The organism is Arthrobacter sp. Cza30 (assembly GCF_059090765.1).
Window position 1 is genome coordinate 489705 of the sequence record NZ_JBNHGA010000003.1, and the last position, 14868, is coordinate 504572.

15 protein-coding genes are annotated in these 14868 nt (G+C 68.7%); 7 read left to right on the forward strand and 8 right to left on the reverse strand.

Annotated features, from left to right (window positions below; all coding sequences use genetic code 11):
• The 5 genes from AC5RVZ_RS11830 to AC5RVZ_RS11850 form a co-directional block, all read right to left on the reverse strand.
• Positions 1-1002 (reverse strand): dihydroxyacetone kinase subunit DhaK, encoded by a 1002-nt coding sequence (locus AC5RVZ_RS11830; RefSeq protein ID WP_494065949.1) that lies wholly within the window; start codon positions 1000-1002, stop codon positions 1-3.
• The gene (locus AC5RVZ_RS11835; protein ID WP_494065950.1) at positions 999-2111 is read right to left on the reverse strand and encodes an ABC transporter permease; all 1113 of its coding nucleotides are present in this window, start codon (positions 2109-2111) and stop codon (positions 999-1001) included. The genes AC5RVZ_RS11830 and AC5RVZ_RS11835 overlap by 4 nt, the downstream gene beginning before the upstream one ends.
• Positions 2108-3127 (reverse strand): ABC transporter permease, encoded by a 1020-nt coding sequence (locus AC5RVZ_RS11840; RefSeq protein WP_494065951.1) that lies wholly within the window; start codon positions 3125-3127, stop codon positions 2108-2110. Before AC5RVZ_RS11840 ends, AC5RVZ_RS11835 begins: the two co-directional genes overlap by 4 nt.
• A complete protein-coding gene (locus AC5RVZ_RS11845) occupies positions 3127-4623 on the reverse strand; it encodes a sugar ABC transporter ATP-binding protein (RefSeq protein ID WP_494065952.1) in 1497 nt (498 codons plus the stop codon). The genes AC5RVZ_RS11840 and AC5RVZ_RS11845 overlap by 1 nt, the downstream gene beginning before the upstream one ends.
• Before the next feature lie 82 nt (positions 4624-4705).
• Positions 4706-5752: an autoinducer 2 ABC transporter substrate-binding protein gene (locus AC5RVZ_RS11850; protein ID WP_494065953.1), complete on the reverse strand. Its 1047-nt coding sequence runs from the start codon at positions 5750-5752 to the stop codon at positions 4706-4708.
• 196 nt (positions 5753-5948) lie between these two features.
• Here AC5RVZ_RS11850 and AC5RVZ_RS11855 point away from each other — a divergent pair, with 196 nt between their 5' ends.
• On the forward strand, positions 5949-6686 hold the full coding sequence (locus AC5RVZ_RS11855; protein ID WP_494065954.1) for a DeoR/GlpR family DNA-binding transcription regulator: 738 nt from the start codon (positions 5949-5951) through the stop codon (positions 6684-6686).
• An 84-nt stretch (positions 6687-6770) separates the two neighbouring features.
• Positions 6771-6977, forward strand: a complete 207-nt coding sequence (locus AC5RVZ_RS11860) for a hypothetical protein (RefSeq protein ID WP_494065955.1) — start codon at positions 6771-6773, stop codon at positions 6975-6977.
• Positions 6978-6988: 11 nt separating this feature from the next.
• On the opposite strand, the gene AC5RVZ_RS11865 is transcribed toward AC5RVZ_RS11860, so the two are convergent.
• Together AC5RVZ_RS11865 and AC5RVZ_RS11870 are read right to left on the reverse strand one after the other, a co-directional pair.
• Entirely contained in the window at positions 6989-7549 is a 561-nt protein-coding gene (locus tag AC5RVZ_RS11865) for a dihydrofolate reductase family protein (protein WP_494065956.1), read from the reverse strand.
• Between the two features lie 10 nt (positions 7550-7559).
• Positions 7560-7922 (reverse strand): hypothetical protein, encoded by a 363-nt coding sequence (locus AC5RVZ_RS11870; RefSeq protein ID WP_494065957.1) that lies wholly within the window; start codon positions 7920-7922, stop codon positions 7560-7562.
• Between the two features lie 180 nt (positions 7923-8102).
• Between AC5RVZ_RS11870 and AC5RVZ_RS11875 the strand changes: the two genes are divergently transcribed.
• From AC5RVZ_RS11875 to AC5RVZ_RS11895, 5 genes are all read left to right on the forward strand, one after another.
• Complete coding sequence (locus AC5RVZ_RS11875) at positions 8103-9218, forward strand: polysaccharide deacetylase family protein (RefSeq protein WP_494065958.1); 1116 nt, start codon at positions 8103-8105, stop codon at positions 9216-9218.
• A 262-nt stretch (positions 9219-9480) separates the two neighbouring features.
• On the forward strand, positions 9481-11052 hold the full coding sequence (locus tag AC5RVZ_RS11880; protein WP_494065959.1) for a sugar transferase: 1572 nt from the start codon (positions 9481-9483) through the stop codon (positions 11050-11052).
• 247 nt (positions 11053-11299) lie between these two features.
• Positions 11300-11947: a hypothetical protein gene (locus AC5RVZ_RS11885; RefSeq protein ID WP_494065960.1), complete on the forward strand. Its 648-nt coding sequence runs from the start codon at positions 11300-11302 to the stop codon at positions 11945-11947.
• 8 nt (positions 11948-11955) lie between these two features.
• Positions 11956-13251 carry an MFS transporter gene (locus AC5RVZ_RS11890; protein ID WP_494065961.1) on the forward strand — a complete coding sequence of 432 codons (1296 nt, stop codon included), beginning with the start codon at positions 11956-11958 and terminating at the stop codon, positions 13249-13251.
• Entirely contained in the window at positions 13248-14264 is a 1017-nt protein-coding gene (locus AC5RVZ_RS11895) for a TolB-like translocation protein (protein ID WP_494065962.1), read from the forward strand. The genes AC5RVZ_RS11890 and AC5RVZ_RS11895 overlap by 4 nt, the downstream gene beginning before the upstream one ends.
• On the opposite strand, the gene AC5RVZ_RS11900 is transcribed toward AC5RVZ_RS11895, so the two are convergent.
• Entirely contained in the window at positions 14254-14670 is a 417-nt protein-coding gene (locus AC5RVZ_RS11900; protein ID WP_494065963.1) for a VanZ family protein, read from the reverse strand. The genes AC5RVZ_RS11895 and AC5RVZ_RS11900 overlap by 11 nt on opposite strands.
• Positions 14671-14868: the final 198 nt, after the last annotated feature.

The following is a 14868-nucleotide window of genomic DNA, read 5'->3' on the forward strand; positions in this document are numbered from 1 at the left end:
TCAGTTCTCCTCGAAGAAGGGCGACTTCGCCGGTGCGTTCAGCAGAGCGAGCCGTTCGTCATTCAGCTCGAGCAGCGAGATCGAGGCGCCCGCCATCTCGAGACTGGTCGCGTACTCGCCGACGTAGTTCTTGGCGATCTCGATCCCCAAGCCGGTCAGCACCTGATGCGTCTTGCGGTACAGCACGTACAGCTCTTCCAGAGGCGTCGCCCCCAACCCGTTGACGAGGACGGCGACACGCGCGCCGGCGCCGAGCCCGAGGTCGTCGACGAGCGCCTGGACGATGTGCTCCGCGATCTCGTCGGCCGTCTCGAGCGGGCCGCGACGGGTACCCGGCTCGCCGTGGATGCCGATCCCGATCTCCATCTCGCCGTCGGGGAGCTCGAAGCTCGGCTTCCCGGTGGTGGGAAGGATGGTCGGCGCCAGCCCGATACCCATCGTCGCGGTGTGCTCCACGACGTCCTCGGCGATGGCGGCGACCTCCTCCAACGAGTCGCCCCGCTCGGCGGCGGCACCCGCGGCCTTGTACGCGAACAGGATGCCGGCGACACCGCGACGATCCTGCTTGCGCTCCTTCGGCTGGCTGGCGACGTCATCGCGGCCGAGCACCGTGCGGGTGGGGATGTCGTCGAGCTCCGCCAGGTCGACGGCGAGGTCGAAGTTGAAGACGTCTCCGCCGTAGTTGCCGTACAGGTACAGCACGCCGGCCCCGCCGTCGACGGCTTTGGTGGCTTCGTAGATCTGCTCGGAGCTCGGCGAGCTGAAGACGTTTCCGATGGCCACGCCCGAGCACAGCCCCTTGCCGACATAGCCCTTGAACAGCGGCAGGTGTCCCGACCCTCCGCCGGTGACGATGCCCACCTTCCCCGCCTGCGGCGCATCCGCACGCACCAGCACGCGAACATCGTCCCCGGGCGTCTTCACCAGGTCGGGGTGGGCGAGCAGGATGCCTTCGACGAACTCGTCGACGAACGCCTCGGGCTCGTTGATGATCTTCTTCACTTGCTGTCCTTTCCGCCGCGCTGGGTGGCGATGGCGACTGTCTCGCTGGATGCTGGAGCTGCCGACGCGCGCCGTCGTCGTCGGAAGCTGATCTGGTCGAGCACCATGACGGCGATCAGCAGGACACCCTGCGCGATCGCGTACTCGTAGGCGGAGAGCCTCAGAGCGGTGAATCCGCTCGAGACCACCTGCAGGGTCAGCGTGGCCAGGAGCACGCCGAGCACGGTGGCGAACCCGCCGTTCGGGTTGGTCCCGCCCAGCACGGCGATCACGATCGCCAGCAGGATGTAGCTCGAGCCGTAGTCGGCGCTGGCGGACGGGTTGCGTGCCAGGAAGATCAGACCCGCGAGCGCGCCGAGCAGACCGCTGACGACGTAGGTCAGCATGAGCGTCGAGCGGCTGCTGATCCCCGAGTACCTCGCCGCGACCGGATTGGCGCCCTGGAGCTGGATCTTGCGCCCGATCGGCGTCCGGTCGATGACCACCGCGAGGACGATCGCCGCGACGATCAGGATCAGGAACAGGATCGGCACCCCGATCACCGTGCTGCGGCCGATGGCGGTGAGCGCCGAGGGCGCTCCCGAGATCGTCACGCCGCCCGTCCACACCAGCGCGAGGCCGTTGAACAGCTGCATCGTGCCGAGGGTCGTGAGAATGGGGGTGATCCCGACCACGCTGACCAGCACGCCGTTCACCGCGCCCAGCAGTGCACCCATGCCCAGGCCCGCGAGGATGATGAGCCCCGACATGGCCTCGGCCGTCTGCTCACCGGACGCGGTCGACACCGCCGTGTAGAGCGAGGACACGGTGATGGCGGACACGTTGGCGATCGCGACGACCGACAGATCGATGCCGCCGGTCAGCATCGCGATCATCATGGCCAGCGAGATGAGCCCGATCTCGGGAGCGCCGACGCCGATGTTCTGGAGATTGATCGGATTGAGGAAGACCCGCGGATTCAGCGCGGCGAAGAGCAGGAACGTCGCGAGCAGGAGCACCACCATGCGGCCGGCTCCGCGCTGCACGTGGATCCGTGAGATGACGCCGCCGAACGCGGTGTCGATGCGGCGGTTGGTCGTGCGCAAGCCGTTGGGCCCGAGGTCGCTCATGCGCGGCTCACCTCCTCCTCGAGCAGGACCGGCGTTCGGCGTGCGCGCATCGCGGCGATCGCCTGGATGCTGACGCCGATGAGCAGCAGCGCGCCGACGGCGGCACGCTGCCACGTGCTCGGCACGCCGATCAGCACCAGGTTGTTGTTGATGAGCTGCACGAGGACGACGCCGAGCACCGTGCCCAGCACGGATCCGCGTCCGCCGAAGATCGACGCTCCGCCGAGGACGACGGCGGCGATGATGTCCAGCTCGGTGCCGACGAGCGCCTGCGGGTTGGCGTTGCGACCGAGGATGACGTAGATGACGCCCCCGAACGCGGCCAGCGCACCCACCAGCACGTAGAGCAGCACCTGGGTTCGGACCACCTTGATCCCCACCCGGCGTGCGGCTTCGATGTCGCCGCCGATCGCGAAGATGCTCCGCCCGAACGTGGTGTACTTCAGCATCCACCACACCACGACCACCACCACGACGACCGGCAGCAGCATCCCGTGCAGGTAGCCGGCGCCGGGGATGTCCACGAGGTGGGCGCCGCCGGCCTCGGTCACGCTGGGCGGCAGCCTGCTGGCGGAGATGTACGCCGAGCCGATGTAGGTCAGAAGGATGCCTTTGATGATCCCCTGCGTGCCGAGGGTGACGATCAGCGTGGGCAGGCGGAACCGGGCGATGACGACGCCGTTCAGCAGGCCCCACAGCGCTCCGATGAGGACGGCGACGGCGAACACGCCGACGAGCGTCGGATCGAAGCCGGCCTGCCCCACCCACTGCACCGTCGTGTACGCGGCGAAGATGGCGATGGCGGGGAACGACACATCGATGCCGCCTGACACCATCACCAGGAGCACGCCCAGAGCGAAGACCAGCGGGACCAGCGAGCTGCGCACCAGGCCGAAGAACGTGCCCGGGGTGAAGAAGGCGGGGCTGGCAAGGGACATCGCGATGATCACGACGATGATGACGGCGGCGAGCACGCCCTCGTTGTTCGAGCCGCGCAGGCGGCGAAGCGCATCCATCAGGCGGTCATCCTCTCCTGAATGCCGTCGACGTCGATCTCATCCCCGGCCAGCTCGGCGACGATGCGTCCCGCGCGCACGATCAGCACGCGGTGGCAGCTCGACACCAGCTCGGGGATGTCATCCGAGATCACGATGATCCCCATCCCCCGCGCGGCCTGCTCGCGCAGGATCGCGAAGATCTCCTCCTTGGATCCGATGTCGACGCCGACGGTGGGGCCGTTGAGCATGAGCACGGAGGGCTTGCGGTCCAGCCACTTGGCGATGACGACGCGCTGCGCGTTTCCGCCCGACAGGCTGCGCACCGGCGCTGACACGTTCGGCGCCTTGATCCGCAGCCTCTGGAACAGATCCGCCATGGACTCGCCCACGCGCCTGCCGTCCAGCAGCAGCGCCTTGTTGCGGTACGAGTCGATGGACGCTGCGACCATGTTGTCGGCGATCGACTTCTCGAGGAACAGCCCCTGGGTCAGCCGATCCTCGGGGACGTACCCGATGCCTGCCCGCACCGCATCCTTGATGGAGCGGATGGTGCGCGTACGGCCCTCGATCGTCACGGTGCCGGTGTCGGCAGGGGCCACTCCGAAGATGGCCTCGGCGATCTCACTGCGTCCCGACCCGAGGAGCCCGGTGATCCCGAGGATCTCTCCTGACCGCAGCGTGAAGTCCACGTCCTCGAAGGCGCCCTTGCGGCCGAGTCCCTCCACGACCATGAGCGGCGGGCGTCCGGCCGGCACCTCGTCGACGAGGCGCTCGTCGCCGACATCCCGGCCCGTCATCGCCCGCGCGATGGAACGGCCGGTGTACTGCGACGCCGGCCCCGACTCCACCACTTCGCCGTTGCGCACCACCGTGACCTGCTGCGAGATCCGCAGCACCTCGTCGAGCTTGTGGCTTACGAAGACGATGGCGACACCGCGGGTCTGCAGCCGTCGCACGATCGCGAACAGCCGCTCGACCTCGGAGTGGGTCAGCGCCGTGGTGGGCTCGTCCATGATGAGCACGCGCGCATCACCCACGAGCGCGCGGCAGATGGCGATGAGCTGCCGGTCGGCCACCGAGAGGTGCTCCACATCGGCGTCGAGGTCGATGTGGAGCCCGAGCTCGCCGACGATGCGCTCCGCCGCTTCTCGGATCCGACGACGCGAGGACAGGCGCCGGCGGCTTGCCAGTTCACTCAGCATCGCGATGTTCTCGGCGGCGGTGAGGTTCGGGAAGAGCGAGAAGTCCTGGTAGATCACCTGGATGCCGGCGCGGATGGCATCGGTGGGGGTGGTGTGGGTCAGCGTCTCGCCGTCGACGATCATGACGCCGGAGTCGGGACGCTCGACACCGCTGATGATCTTGATGAGCGTGGACTTGCCGCTGCCGTTCTCGCCGGCGAGGCAGTGCACCTCACCGGATCGAAGCACCAGCGAAACGCCGCCGAGCGCGCGCACACCGCCGTACGTCTTGACGATGTCGCGCACCTCGAGGACCGTCTGTGCGGGACTCATGAGTGCGAGCTCCTTCGGGTCGCCGCGCGGGAGCGCACCGGTGCCGGTGCCCTCCCGCGCGGTCGACGAGCTGTTCGAGTGATCAGAAGTCGTACTCGGCGACGTTGGAAGCGTCGACGACGACTCCGGCTTCGCCCGCGAACACGTTGTCGTAGCCCTCGAGCTTCACCAGCGACTCGTACCCGGGGATTCCGAGGTCGGTGCCCTCCTCGATCGTGCCGCCGTCAGCGAGGATCTGAGCGATCGCCAGCTGCGCCTTGCCCGCCAGAGCCGGGTCCCAGAAGAAGATCTTGTCGATGGCGCCCGACTCGAGGTAGCTGCCGGCGACGGACGGGATCGAGGTGCCCATCACGCACACGCTGTCGTTCTTGCCCGCTTCTTCGACCGCACGTGCGATCCCGACGACGTCCGTTCCCGCGGAGCCCTGGAAGCCCTTGATGTCGGGGTACTTCGCCAGCAGCTCCTTGGCCTTGTTGTAGGCGACCTCCTCGTCCTCCTCGGACTCGATGGGGTCTTCCAGACGCGTCATACCCGAGAAGTTCTCCTCCTGGTTCGTCAGCGCACCCTCGACCCACTCGCTGTGCGAGCCGTTGGTGAGACGGCCGACGAACTGGACGTAGCCGCCCTCTTCGCCCATGCACTCGGCCAGATTGTCCATGATCTGGGCCCCATACGCCTTGTTCTCGAACGCCTCGATGTCGATGTCGACGTTCTCGATTCCCGCCGCCTCGTGCGACACGACGATGATGCCCTTGTCTCGCGCCTCCCCGAGGACGGTGGCGAGCCCGGCCACGTCGTTCGGGACGACCGTGATCGCGACGGGGTCCTGCGCGATCAGGTTCTGGATGATGTCGACCTGGCCCTCGTTCGTGGCCTGTGCGGGACCCTCCTGACGGGCGTCCAGTCCGGTCTCCTGCGCCCACTCGTCGACGCCGACCTCCATGCGGTCGAACCATCCGATGCCGGTCGCCTTGACGACCGTGACATAGGCGCCTTCGGCCGAGGCCTCACCGCCGCCTCCGCCGCCGCCGCCATCCGTGGCGCCGCCACCGGCAGTCGTGCCACATCCCGCGAGAGCGAACAAGGTCGCTCCTGCGAGCAGGGCGATAGCAGGACTCTTGCGCTTCATACTCACTCCTTTGTGATCCGGTCGCTGCAGCTGTGCGTGAATGCGACGATCTGACGCACGACGGTACTCAGGATCGCACCGCGCGTCAATCGGTTTCGCGCAGAATCTGCGCCGCCCGCGCATCTTTGTGCGTGATATCGCGCATTCCGCGCGATATAGTCGTTCGAATCACTCCGCCGAGAGGAGCGCTTCCCCCATGTCTCGACAGGCGCAGATCGTGGAGATCCTGGTCGAACGGGGCTTCCAGTCCGTGACCAGTCTCGCCGACGCCTTCAATGTGACGCCCTCGACGATCCGCCGCGATCTGGAGCGACTCGAGTCGCGCGATCTCGTGCAGCGCACGCACGGCGGTGCGCTGCCCGTACGACAGACCGACGCTCCGTTCGATCTGAAGGAGACGCTGCATCGTCGCGAGAAGATCGCGATCGGCAAGGCGATGGCGGACCGCATCCTGGACGGGCAGACCGTGCTCCTGGACAGCGGGACGACGACACTCGAGGTGGCTCGTCACCTGGCGAGCTCGCGCATCACCGTCGTGACGAACGATCTCCAGATCGGCATGGAGATCGCCGAGCGGCAGAGTGCCAGCCTGGTGTTCATCGGCGGCGAGCTCCTGCCGAATGACGTGTCGATGTGGGGACCGACCTCGGTGCAGCAGCTGCAGAATCTGCGGGTCAACGTCGCGATCCTCGGCTGCGACACCGTCATGGACGACGGCCTCTACAGCACCTCCAGCTACGAGATCGAGCTCAAGCGCACCATGCTCTCCATCGCGAGCGAGGCGTTCTTCGTCGCGGACAGCTCGAAGTTCGGGCGTGACGCGCTCTTCAAGGTGTTCGATCTCGATCCGTTCACGGCAGGGATCACCGACTCGCGACTGGACCCGATCCGCGCCTCCGCTTTCCCGGTTCCGCTCATCCGCGCGGCCGTGTGACAGCACCCTCCGTCGCACGCGTGTCAACCCCGTGACGCCGCCTGCTGCCGCAAGGAAGAGTGGCGGCAGTCGAAAGGAGTTCCCATGAGCGACCCGACCCCGCACTCGCGCCACGCCGACGACGCGCGCGCAGATGATGCACCCCCCACGGACGTCGTGTCCGACGAGGTCAAGGAGGACGCCGCCGCGTCCCAGGACTTCGATCAGGCCGCGAGCGAGGAGTCTCCCGAGCAGATCTCGGAGAGCATGGAGAACGGCCCGACCAACCGGCCGGCGCAGACGCATCCCTGACGTACGGAGCGTCAGGCGCTTCGTACGCGATAGCCGAGGTAGACGAGCCCGTTGCTGAAGCGCCGTTGCGCGAAGAGGTCCAGGTCCAGCCGCAGGCCGTCCTCGAGGAAACGCGTGCCGCCGCCCACGACGACGGGCGCGATCACGGTGTGGACCTCGTCGAGCACTCCTGCGCGAGCCGCGACGGAGGCGAGCGTGCCGCCGCCGATCGCGAGGGGCGCGTCCGATGCCGCCTTCATGCGGCGGACCTCGTCCGCGTCGAACTCAGCGCGTAGGTCGGTGCGCGCCGTCGTGACCGACGTGAGCGTGCGCGAGTAGACGATCTTGTCGATCTCGCGCCACATGAGCGCGAACTCCCTTTCGGCCGGCGGGAGATCATCGAGGGCGAGGTCCTCCCACACGGTCATCACCTCGTAGACCTTGCGGCCGTACAGGTGGGTCCGCGCCGGCGCCGTGAGATCGTTGACGAACGAATGGACCTCCGCATCCGGGAACGCCCAGTCCCACCGTCCGTCGGGACCGGCGATGTATCCGTCGAGGGACGCCATGTTTAAGTAGATGAGGGAGCCCACGCACGGCACCCTACTCCGCAGCCGGCTCCAGGTCGTCGGAGACGGGGAACGGCAGGTGGAACCGCTCCGGGTTCGCGCCGACCGCGGATGCCGCGCCGTATTCGTCCGCGACGACGGTGACCCCTCGCGGACCGGCCTCTGCGATGCGGACCCGCCTCGCCGAGCCGTCCGGCCCCCGCAGCAGCCAGCGGTCGGCGAGGTAGCCGATCCCGAGCTCGTCCAGCAGGTCCTCGGCCTCCAGCCACGTGACCGGCTCGACGGTGCGCTCCCGTCCGAGCAGATCGCGCACGCGGAAGCCGTCGCCATCGGGCACGATCCAGCCGAGCACCTCGCGGTCTCCACGGCGGTGCTCGATCCAATCGGCGGGCAGCATGGCAGGCGAGCCTAGCAGCGCGGTCCCGACGCGTCCGGCGCGCCTGCGGCGGGCGTGACGCGGCATCCCGCTATCGTGCGCTCGAGAACCGCCGCGCCGGGGTGCGGCGGTCCCGACGTGGGGACGCGAATGAGCGCTGCAGGAACCGCAGGATCCCGACCGCGACGCCCGTCTCGGCGGGTGCGCCGAAGGAGGGCCGTCGCCGCGGCGATCGCCCTCGGCACCCTCGTCGCGGTGGCGGGCACGATCACCGCGTTCGCGCTTGTCCAGCGGGATGCCGCGCCTCCGGCGCCGACCGCAGGAACGGCGCCTGACCGGACGCCCACGTCCACGCCCAGCCCGACGCCGATGACGGCGGAGGAGGAGCTTCTGGCGCAGACGGACGACCCTGCCGCCTGCGCCGTGTCGTTCGCCGGCGACGGCGTCGCCGACGCGCCGATGCTCCAGACCCAGGGAGCGCTGTACACGGGGCTGCCGATCCCGTCCCGCGACGGTCTAGTCTTCGCCGGCTGGTACGCCACCCCCGAGGATGCCGCCGCCTTCGCCGTGCCCGGCCGGGTCAACGGGTCCGAGGTCGTCGCGTGCACGGATCGGCGCATCACCCTGCACGGCGCCTGGATGACCCCGGAGCAGAACGCGGCCGAGGATGCGCGCATCCCGATCCTCATGTACCACCAGTTCACGGCGAACCCGGACGGCGAGAGCGGGTGGCTCCGTGGCAACTACGCGTACATCGGCGACTTCGATGCGCACATGAACCACATCGCATCGACGGGCTTCTACCTGCCCACGTGGGACGAGCTGTCCGCCTTCATCGACGGGCGCCTGTTCCTTCCGAACCGTTCGGTGATCGTCACCGACGACGACGCCGACCAGACATGGTTCGACCTCGCGGTGCCCGTCGTGGACAAGTACAAGGTGCTGGCGACCTCGTTCATGATCACCGCCTATCGGCAGGACCCTGCGCCATCCCCGTATGTGCTGCGCCGGTCGCACACGCACGACATGCATCAGGCCGGCGCCAACGGCGACGGCCGCATCGTCAACTGGTCGGTGCCCGAGATCGTCGCCGACATGGAGGCATCCGCGGCGGTGCTGGGGGTCAAGGAGGTCATGGCCTACCCCTTCGGCCATCACAACGACACCGCCAAGGAGGCCCTGCGGCAGGCGGGCTGGGAGATGGCACGCACCATCGAGCCCGGGTACGTCACGATCGGCACGGACAAGCTGGCGCTTCCGACCGTGCGCATCAACTACGGCATGGGACTCGACGCGCTCGTCGGGCTGATCGGCTGACCCGGACGTCTCTTCTGCGGCGCAAGCGGAACCTCAGCAAAACAAGAGCGTTGCGTCTTCCTCTCCCACCCCCGTCCCTGTAGAGTGACTGACGCGCCAGGGGCTGCAGTGGGATGCAGTCCTGAGACGGATGGGGATCCGTCGTAAGCGCAACTGGGGATGGAGAGCACCGCTCTGCGGCGCTGTCCACATGTCACTGGGGAATGACAATGGCATTTGGGGATGCCCTGCGCGATCACGCGCGCCGTCAAGGCGGTGAGCGATGAGCGCCATCGATGTGAGGGCGGACGCTCTCGTCGGATTCGACGCGCCTGTCGATGTCGCACCGCTCGTTCCGCCGCGGCTTCGCGCCGGCGAAGTACGCGTCGACGAACTCGCGACGAAGCCGCCGCTCTCGCTTGTGCCGCGCGTGGAGCCTGCGCTCGAGCGCCGCCGCCTGTGGGAGCGCCGCTACGCCAACCGTCTGCGGGTGACCGACACGCTCGTCGTGCTCGCCGCTGTCGGGGCGACCACGGCGGCCACCATCGCCGCCGCCGGCACGAACGCCGTCGCCGCGTGGCTGGTCGCGACCGCCACCGTGCTGACCTGGCTCGGGATGCTGTGGCTCGGCCACACCCGCTCCGCCGACATCATGGGGTCGGGTGCGACGGAGTACAAGCGCGTGGCACACGCGTCGGGGTACGCCTTCGGCGTGCTCGCGATCGCGTTCCTCGTGGTGCAGTCCCAGCAGTTGCGGTTCGAGCTCCTGCTCGCGCTGCCGGCCGGAACCCTCGCGCTGCTGGTGAGCCGCTGGAGCTGGCGCAAGTGGCTGCTCCAGCAGCGCCGCTACGGCCACTACTCCAAGCGCGCGATCGTCACGGGCACCCGCGACGACATCGAGTATGTGCTCCGCACCCTGCACGAGGGCGGCGCGCTCGGGTACACGATCGTCGGCACGGCGCCGTCGGACGATCGCCGCGACGACGTCGTGGTGAACGGCCGGTCGTACGTGGTCGTGGGGGCCATGGACGACGTCGCGCGCCACGCCCGTGTGCTGGGCGCCGACAGCATCATCGTGGCGAACCGTCCCGACGACGACCCGGACTTCATCAAGCGCCTCAGCTGGGATCTCGAGGGCACGGCGGCCGAGCTCGTCCTCTCGAGTCGCGTGGCCGATGTGGCCGGTCCGCGGATCTCCCTGCAGCCGGTCGACGGTCTGCCGCTGATCCAGGTGAAGATCCCGGACTTCGAAGGCGGGCGCCACGCGCTCAAGCGCGCTGTCGACATCGCGGTGGCAGGGCTCGCCCTCCTCCCGATCGCGATCGTGCTGCCCTTCATCGCCCTGCTGATCTGGCTCGACGACCGTGGTCCCGTGTTCTTCCGCCAGACCCGGATCGGACGCGACGGACAGGAGTTCAGCATCCTGAAGTTCCGGACGATGCGTACGGATGCCGAACAGCAGCTGGCGAAGCTCGAGGCGCTCAATGAGGGCAACGGCGTGCTGTTCAAGATGAAGCGCGACCCGCGGGTCACTCGTGTGGGCGCGGTTCTGCGCAAGTACTCGATCGACGAGCTGCCGCAGTTCTGGAACGTGCTGCGCGGCGACATGAGCGTCGTCGGACCGCGTCCGCCGCTGCCCAGAGAGGTCCGCGAGTACGACGGCAAGGTGTACCGGCGTCTGTTCATCAAGCCGGGGATCACGGGGCTCTGGCAGGTCAGCGGGCGCAGCGACCTCTCCTGGGAGGAGAGCGTGCGCCTGGATCTGCGCTACGTCGAGAACTGGTCCGTGATGAGCGACCTGATGATCATGTGGCGGACCGCGAAGGTCATGGTCGCGCCTTCCGGGGCCTACTGATGGCCGCCCATCGTGCGCTCAGCGGGTGCCGACGTCACCAGCCGCTGATGTAGACCGGATCCGCGGCCGTGGCGCTGCCGGACGCTTACCCGGCGTTCCAGGCACGGCGGTGTCGTCCCTCGTTCCCCCCGAGAGGGCCCATGGCCGCGGATCCCTTTTTCGACGCCCGACCCGGCGGGGTCGGCGCGCTAACGTTATGGCAGTTGAACTGGGGGGTTCGCGTGAGAACGACGGGTGCGCCGAGCGCATGAGCGAGCAGAAGGAAGCGCCGGGGACGCCGAGGGCTCGTGGTGCGCTGAGCCCCGGCATGTGGGGAGTGCTCGCCGCGGTGGGTGTGGTGGCGCTGATCGGCGTCGGCATCGCCGTATGGCTGTTCACGGCGCCCGCGCGTGAGACCACGTCACCGACGGCGACGCCGAGCGCGACGTCCGCGGCGACTCCGGGGCCCGTCCCGGAGGCGACGCCCACGACCGGCAGCGAAGTGCTGCCGCCCGAGGGTGGCGGCGTGTCCGACCGGATCCCGCCGCTGGAGCCCTCGACCCCTCTGGTGACGCCGCCGCTGCCGGACTCGGCGTCCGACCAGGGGCAGCTTGTCGACGGGTATCCGGTCGACGTCATGGGGCCCGCCGCCGGTTCGGACGTCGTGGAAAGCTCCATCTCCACCGAGGGCGACCGCATGCAGGTGTCGCTCATCGCCCGGACGGACGCGACGCGAGAAGAGGTGAGCCGCCACTACGCCGAGCTATGGGCGTCGCTGGGCCTGCTCCCTCAGCCCGGCGGGGCCGACGGCGCCCTGGCCTACGCGAGCACGTTCGAGTCGCTGTCGCTGGCGTTCACACCCGCCTCGGGAACAGGGACGGTGTACATGATCCACGGCGTGTTCCGGACAAGCTGAGGACCGACGTGTACATCTCCTTCTCGCACAAGCCGGGCCCCGAGACCGACGCACAGCAGGAACCCGCCGCGCCCCGCCGCCGCGGGGTGCGGACGGTGTCGTCCACCGTGGTGACGCTCGGCATCGTCTCGATGCTGACGGACATCTCCTCCGAGTCGGTCTCGGCGATCCTGCCGCTGTACATCACAGGGGTGCTCGGCCTGTCGACGATCGCCTTCGGCTTCCTGGACGGCATCTATCAGGGGGTCAGCGCGGTCGTGCGCATCGCCGCCGGGTACACCTCCGACCGGATCGATCAGCCGAAGTGGGTCGCCTTCGTCGGCTACGCCGTGGCGGCGGTCGCGCGCGTGGGCCTGCTCTTCGCGACCGGTTTCGCCGCGATCATGGCCGTCATCACCGCCGATCGCATCGGCAAAGGCATCCGCACCGCGCCCCGCGACGCGCTCATCACGGCGGCGTCCGACCGCGACAGCCTCGGCATGTCGTTCGGCGTGCACCGCACCCTCGACAACATCGGCGCGGCGGTGGGTCCGCTGCTGGCCTTCCTCATCCTCCTGGTGATCCCGGACGGCTATCAGACGGTGTTCGCGGTGTCGCTGTCGTTCGCCGTGATCGGGGTTGCCATCCTCGCGGTGGTCGTTCCCAACGTGCGCAGTCGCCGGCGTGACGCCGACCCGGATGCCACGCCACGACGCCGTTTCGATTGGAACGTCGTCACGAAGGGTCCGATGCGCCGTGTGCTGGCGGCGGCCGGCATCCTCGGGCTCCTCACCATCGGCGACGGGTTCATCTACCTCGTTCTGCAGGCACGCAGCGACTTCGCCGCGCAGTGGTTCCCGCTGCTCTACGTCGGGACGAACATCGCGTTCCTGGCACTCGCGATCCCGCTCGGGCGGCTGGCGGACCGGGTCGGGCGGGCCCGGGTCTTCGTGTGGGGCCACGCCGGGCTGCTCGCCGCGTACGTCGTGGCCGCCCTCCCGATCGCCGACATCGCGGCCACCGTGCTGTGCCTGGTCTTCCTGGGCGCGTTCTACGCGGCCACCGACGGCGTGCTCTCGGCGCTCGTGGCTCAGCTGACCACGCCCGAGACGCACGCGACCGGCATCGGTGCCGCCCAGACGGTCGTGGCGGTCGCACGGTTCGTCTCCGCCGTCGCCTTCGGCTTCCTGTGGTTCGCGTTCGGGCGCGAGACGTCGGTGCTGGCCGTCGCGGGCGTGCTGCTCATCGCGATCCCGCTGGTGGCGGTGCTCCTCCGTCCCTTCCTCGCCCAGCGCGGAGCCGTCGCGGAGCGCGCAGACGCATGAGCGACCGCGCGAAATGGCTGCTCGTCGGCCTCATCTCGCTCGTCGCGCTCGGCGGCGCGGCCATCGTCGGGCTCCTCGGCTGGCAGCAGTACCAGAGCCGGCAGAACGCGCCCAGCGCCGTCGAGACGTCCGCGCCCACCGACTGGGGCGGCGACCGGATCGTGTTCCGCAACACCGCGTCCGGCGAGGGCTACGGCCACGTCGCGAGTGTGCTGCTCGAGGACCCCTCAGGCGCCCGCGAGGTCGCGCCGCAGGTCTGCGACCGCCTGGACGCCACCGAGGACGAGCTGGTCTGTCTGCAGACGGAGCGAGGGATCGTCCCCCGCTACAGCGCCACCTTCTTCGCCGATGGGACGGCGGTGCAGGAATGGCCGCTTCCCGGCATCCCGAGCCGGACCCGGATCTCTCCGGACGGCACCCGGATCGCCACGACGGCGTTCGTCACCGGACACTCCTACGCCACCATCGGCTTCTCCACCGAGACAGTCATCCGCGGGACCGACGGGGAGGACTTCGGCAACCTCGAGCACTGGACCTTCATCCTCGACGGCGCACCGAGCGCGCCCGTGGATCGCAACTTCTGGGGCGTCACCTTCGCCGACGAGAACACCTTCTACGCCACCGCGGGGCTCACGACCGCCGGTCGAACCTACCTCGTGCAGGGCGACATCGCGGCGCGCACCCTGACGGCGATCGCCGAGGACGTCGAATGTCCCTCCCTGTCTCCGGACGGAACCAGGATCGCCTTCAAGAAGGTGACCGGCGGCGGTGGCCCCACCGTGCACTGGACGCCGGCGATCATGGATCTCACGACGGGCGCAGTGACGCTGCTGCCCGAGACCCGCAGCGTCGACGACCAGATCGCCTGGCTCGACGACGCGACCGTCCTGTACGGAATGCCCCGAGCCGACGCCGCGGGCGACACCGACGTGTGGTCGCTGGCGTCGGACGGCTCGGGCGAGCCCGAGGTGCTGATCGAGCACGCGTGGTCGCCCGCCGTGGTCACCGGCTGACGGCAGGCCTCCGTTGCGCGGTCGCGCTTCGGCGCATGATCAGCCAGGCGATCGCCGCGCCGATCCCGGCGCCCAGGACGTTGGCGATGATGTCGCGCAGGCTGGGCTGGCGCGAGGGGATGACGAGCTGCGCCAGCTCGGCCAGAGCGGAGACACCCAGCGCCAGCAGCACCCCCCACCAGTGGTGGCCCACGAGGAGCGTCAGGAGCAGTCCGAGGGGCAGGAAGATGAGAATGTTCGCACCGAACTCGATCCACCCCGTCCCGAACCAGCTGATTCCCAGATTCGAGCGGAGCCAACCGCCGATCGCTGCGACCACGTCTCGGTACGAGACCGGCAGGGTGAGCACGAGCCCGGCGATCACGAGGTAGATGGCCGATCCGGCGGCCATCCAATACCGTGTCATCGTCGGCTTTTGCGACATCCGTTCCCCCGCCACTCGTCGGCCCTGAGCCACAGAAGCCGCCGAATGTCCAACCGGCGAACGATCCGTGAGGCTTTTATAATCTCGCGGGACGGTCGAGGGGTCTACGCAATACTCCTAGTTGCCCGAATGTTCCTCGACTGAATCCTCTATGACTGATTACGCATCTCGTTCTGACCT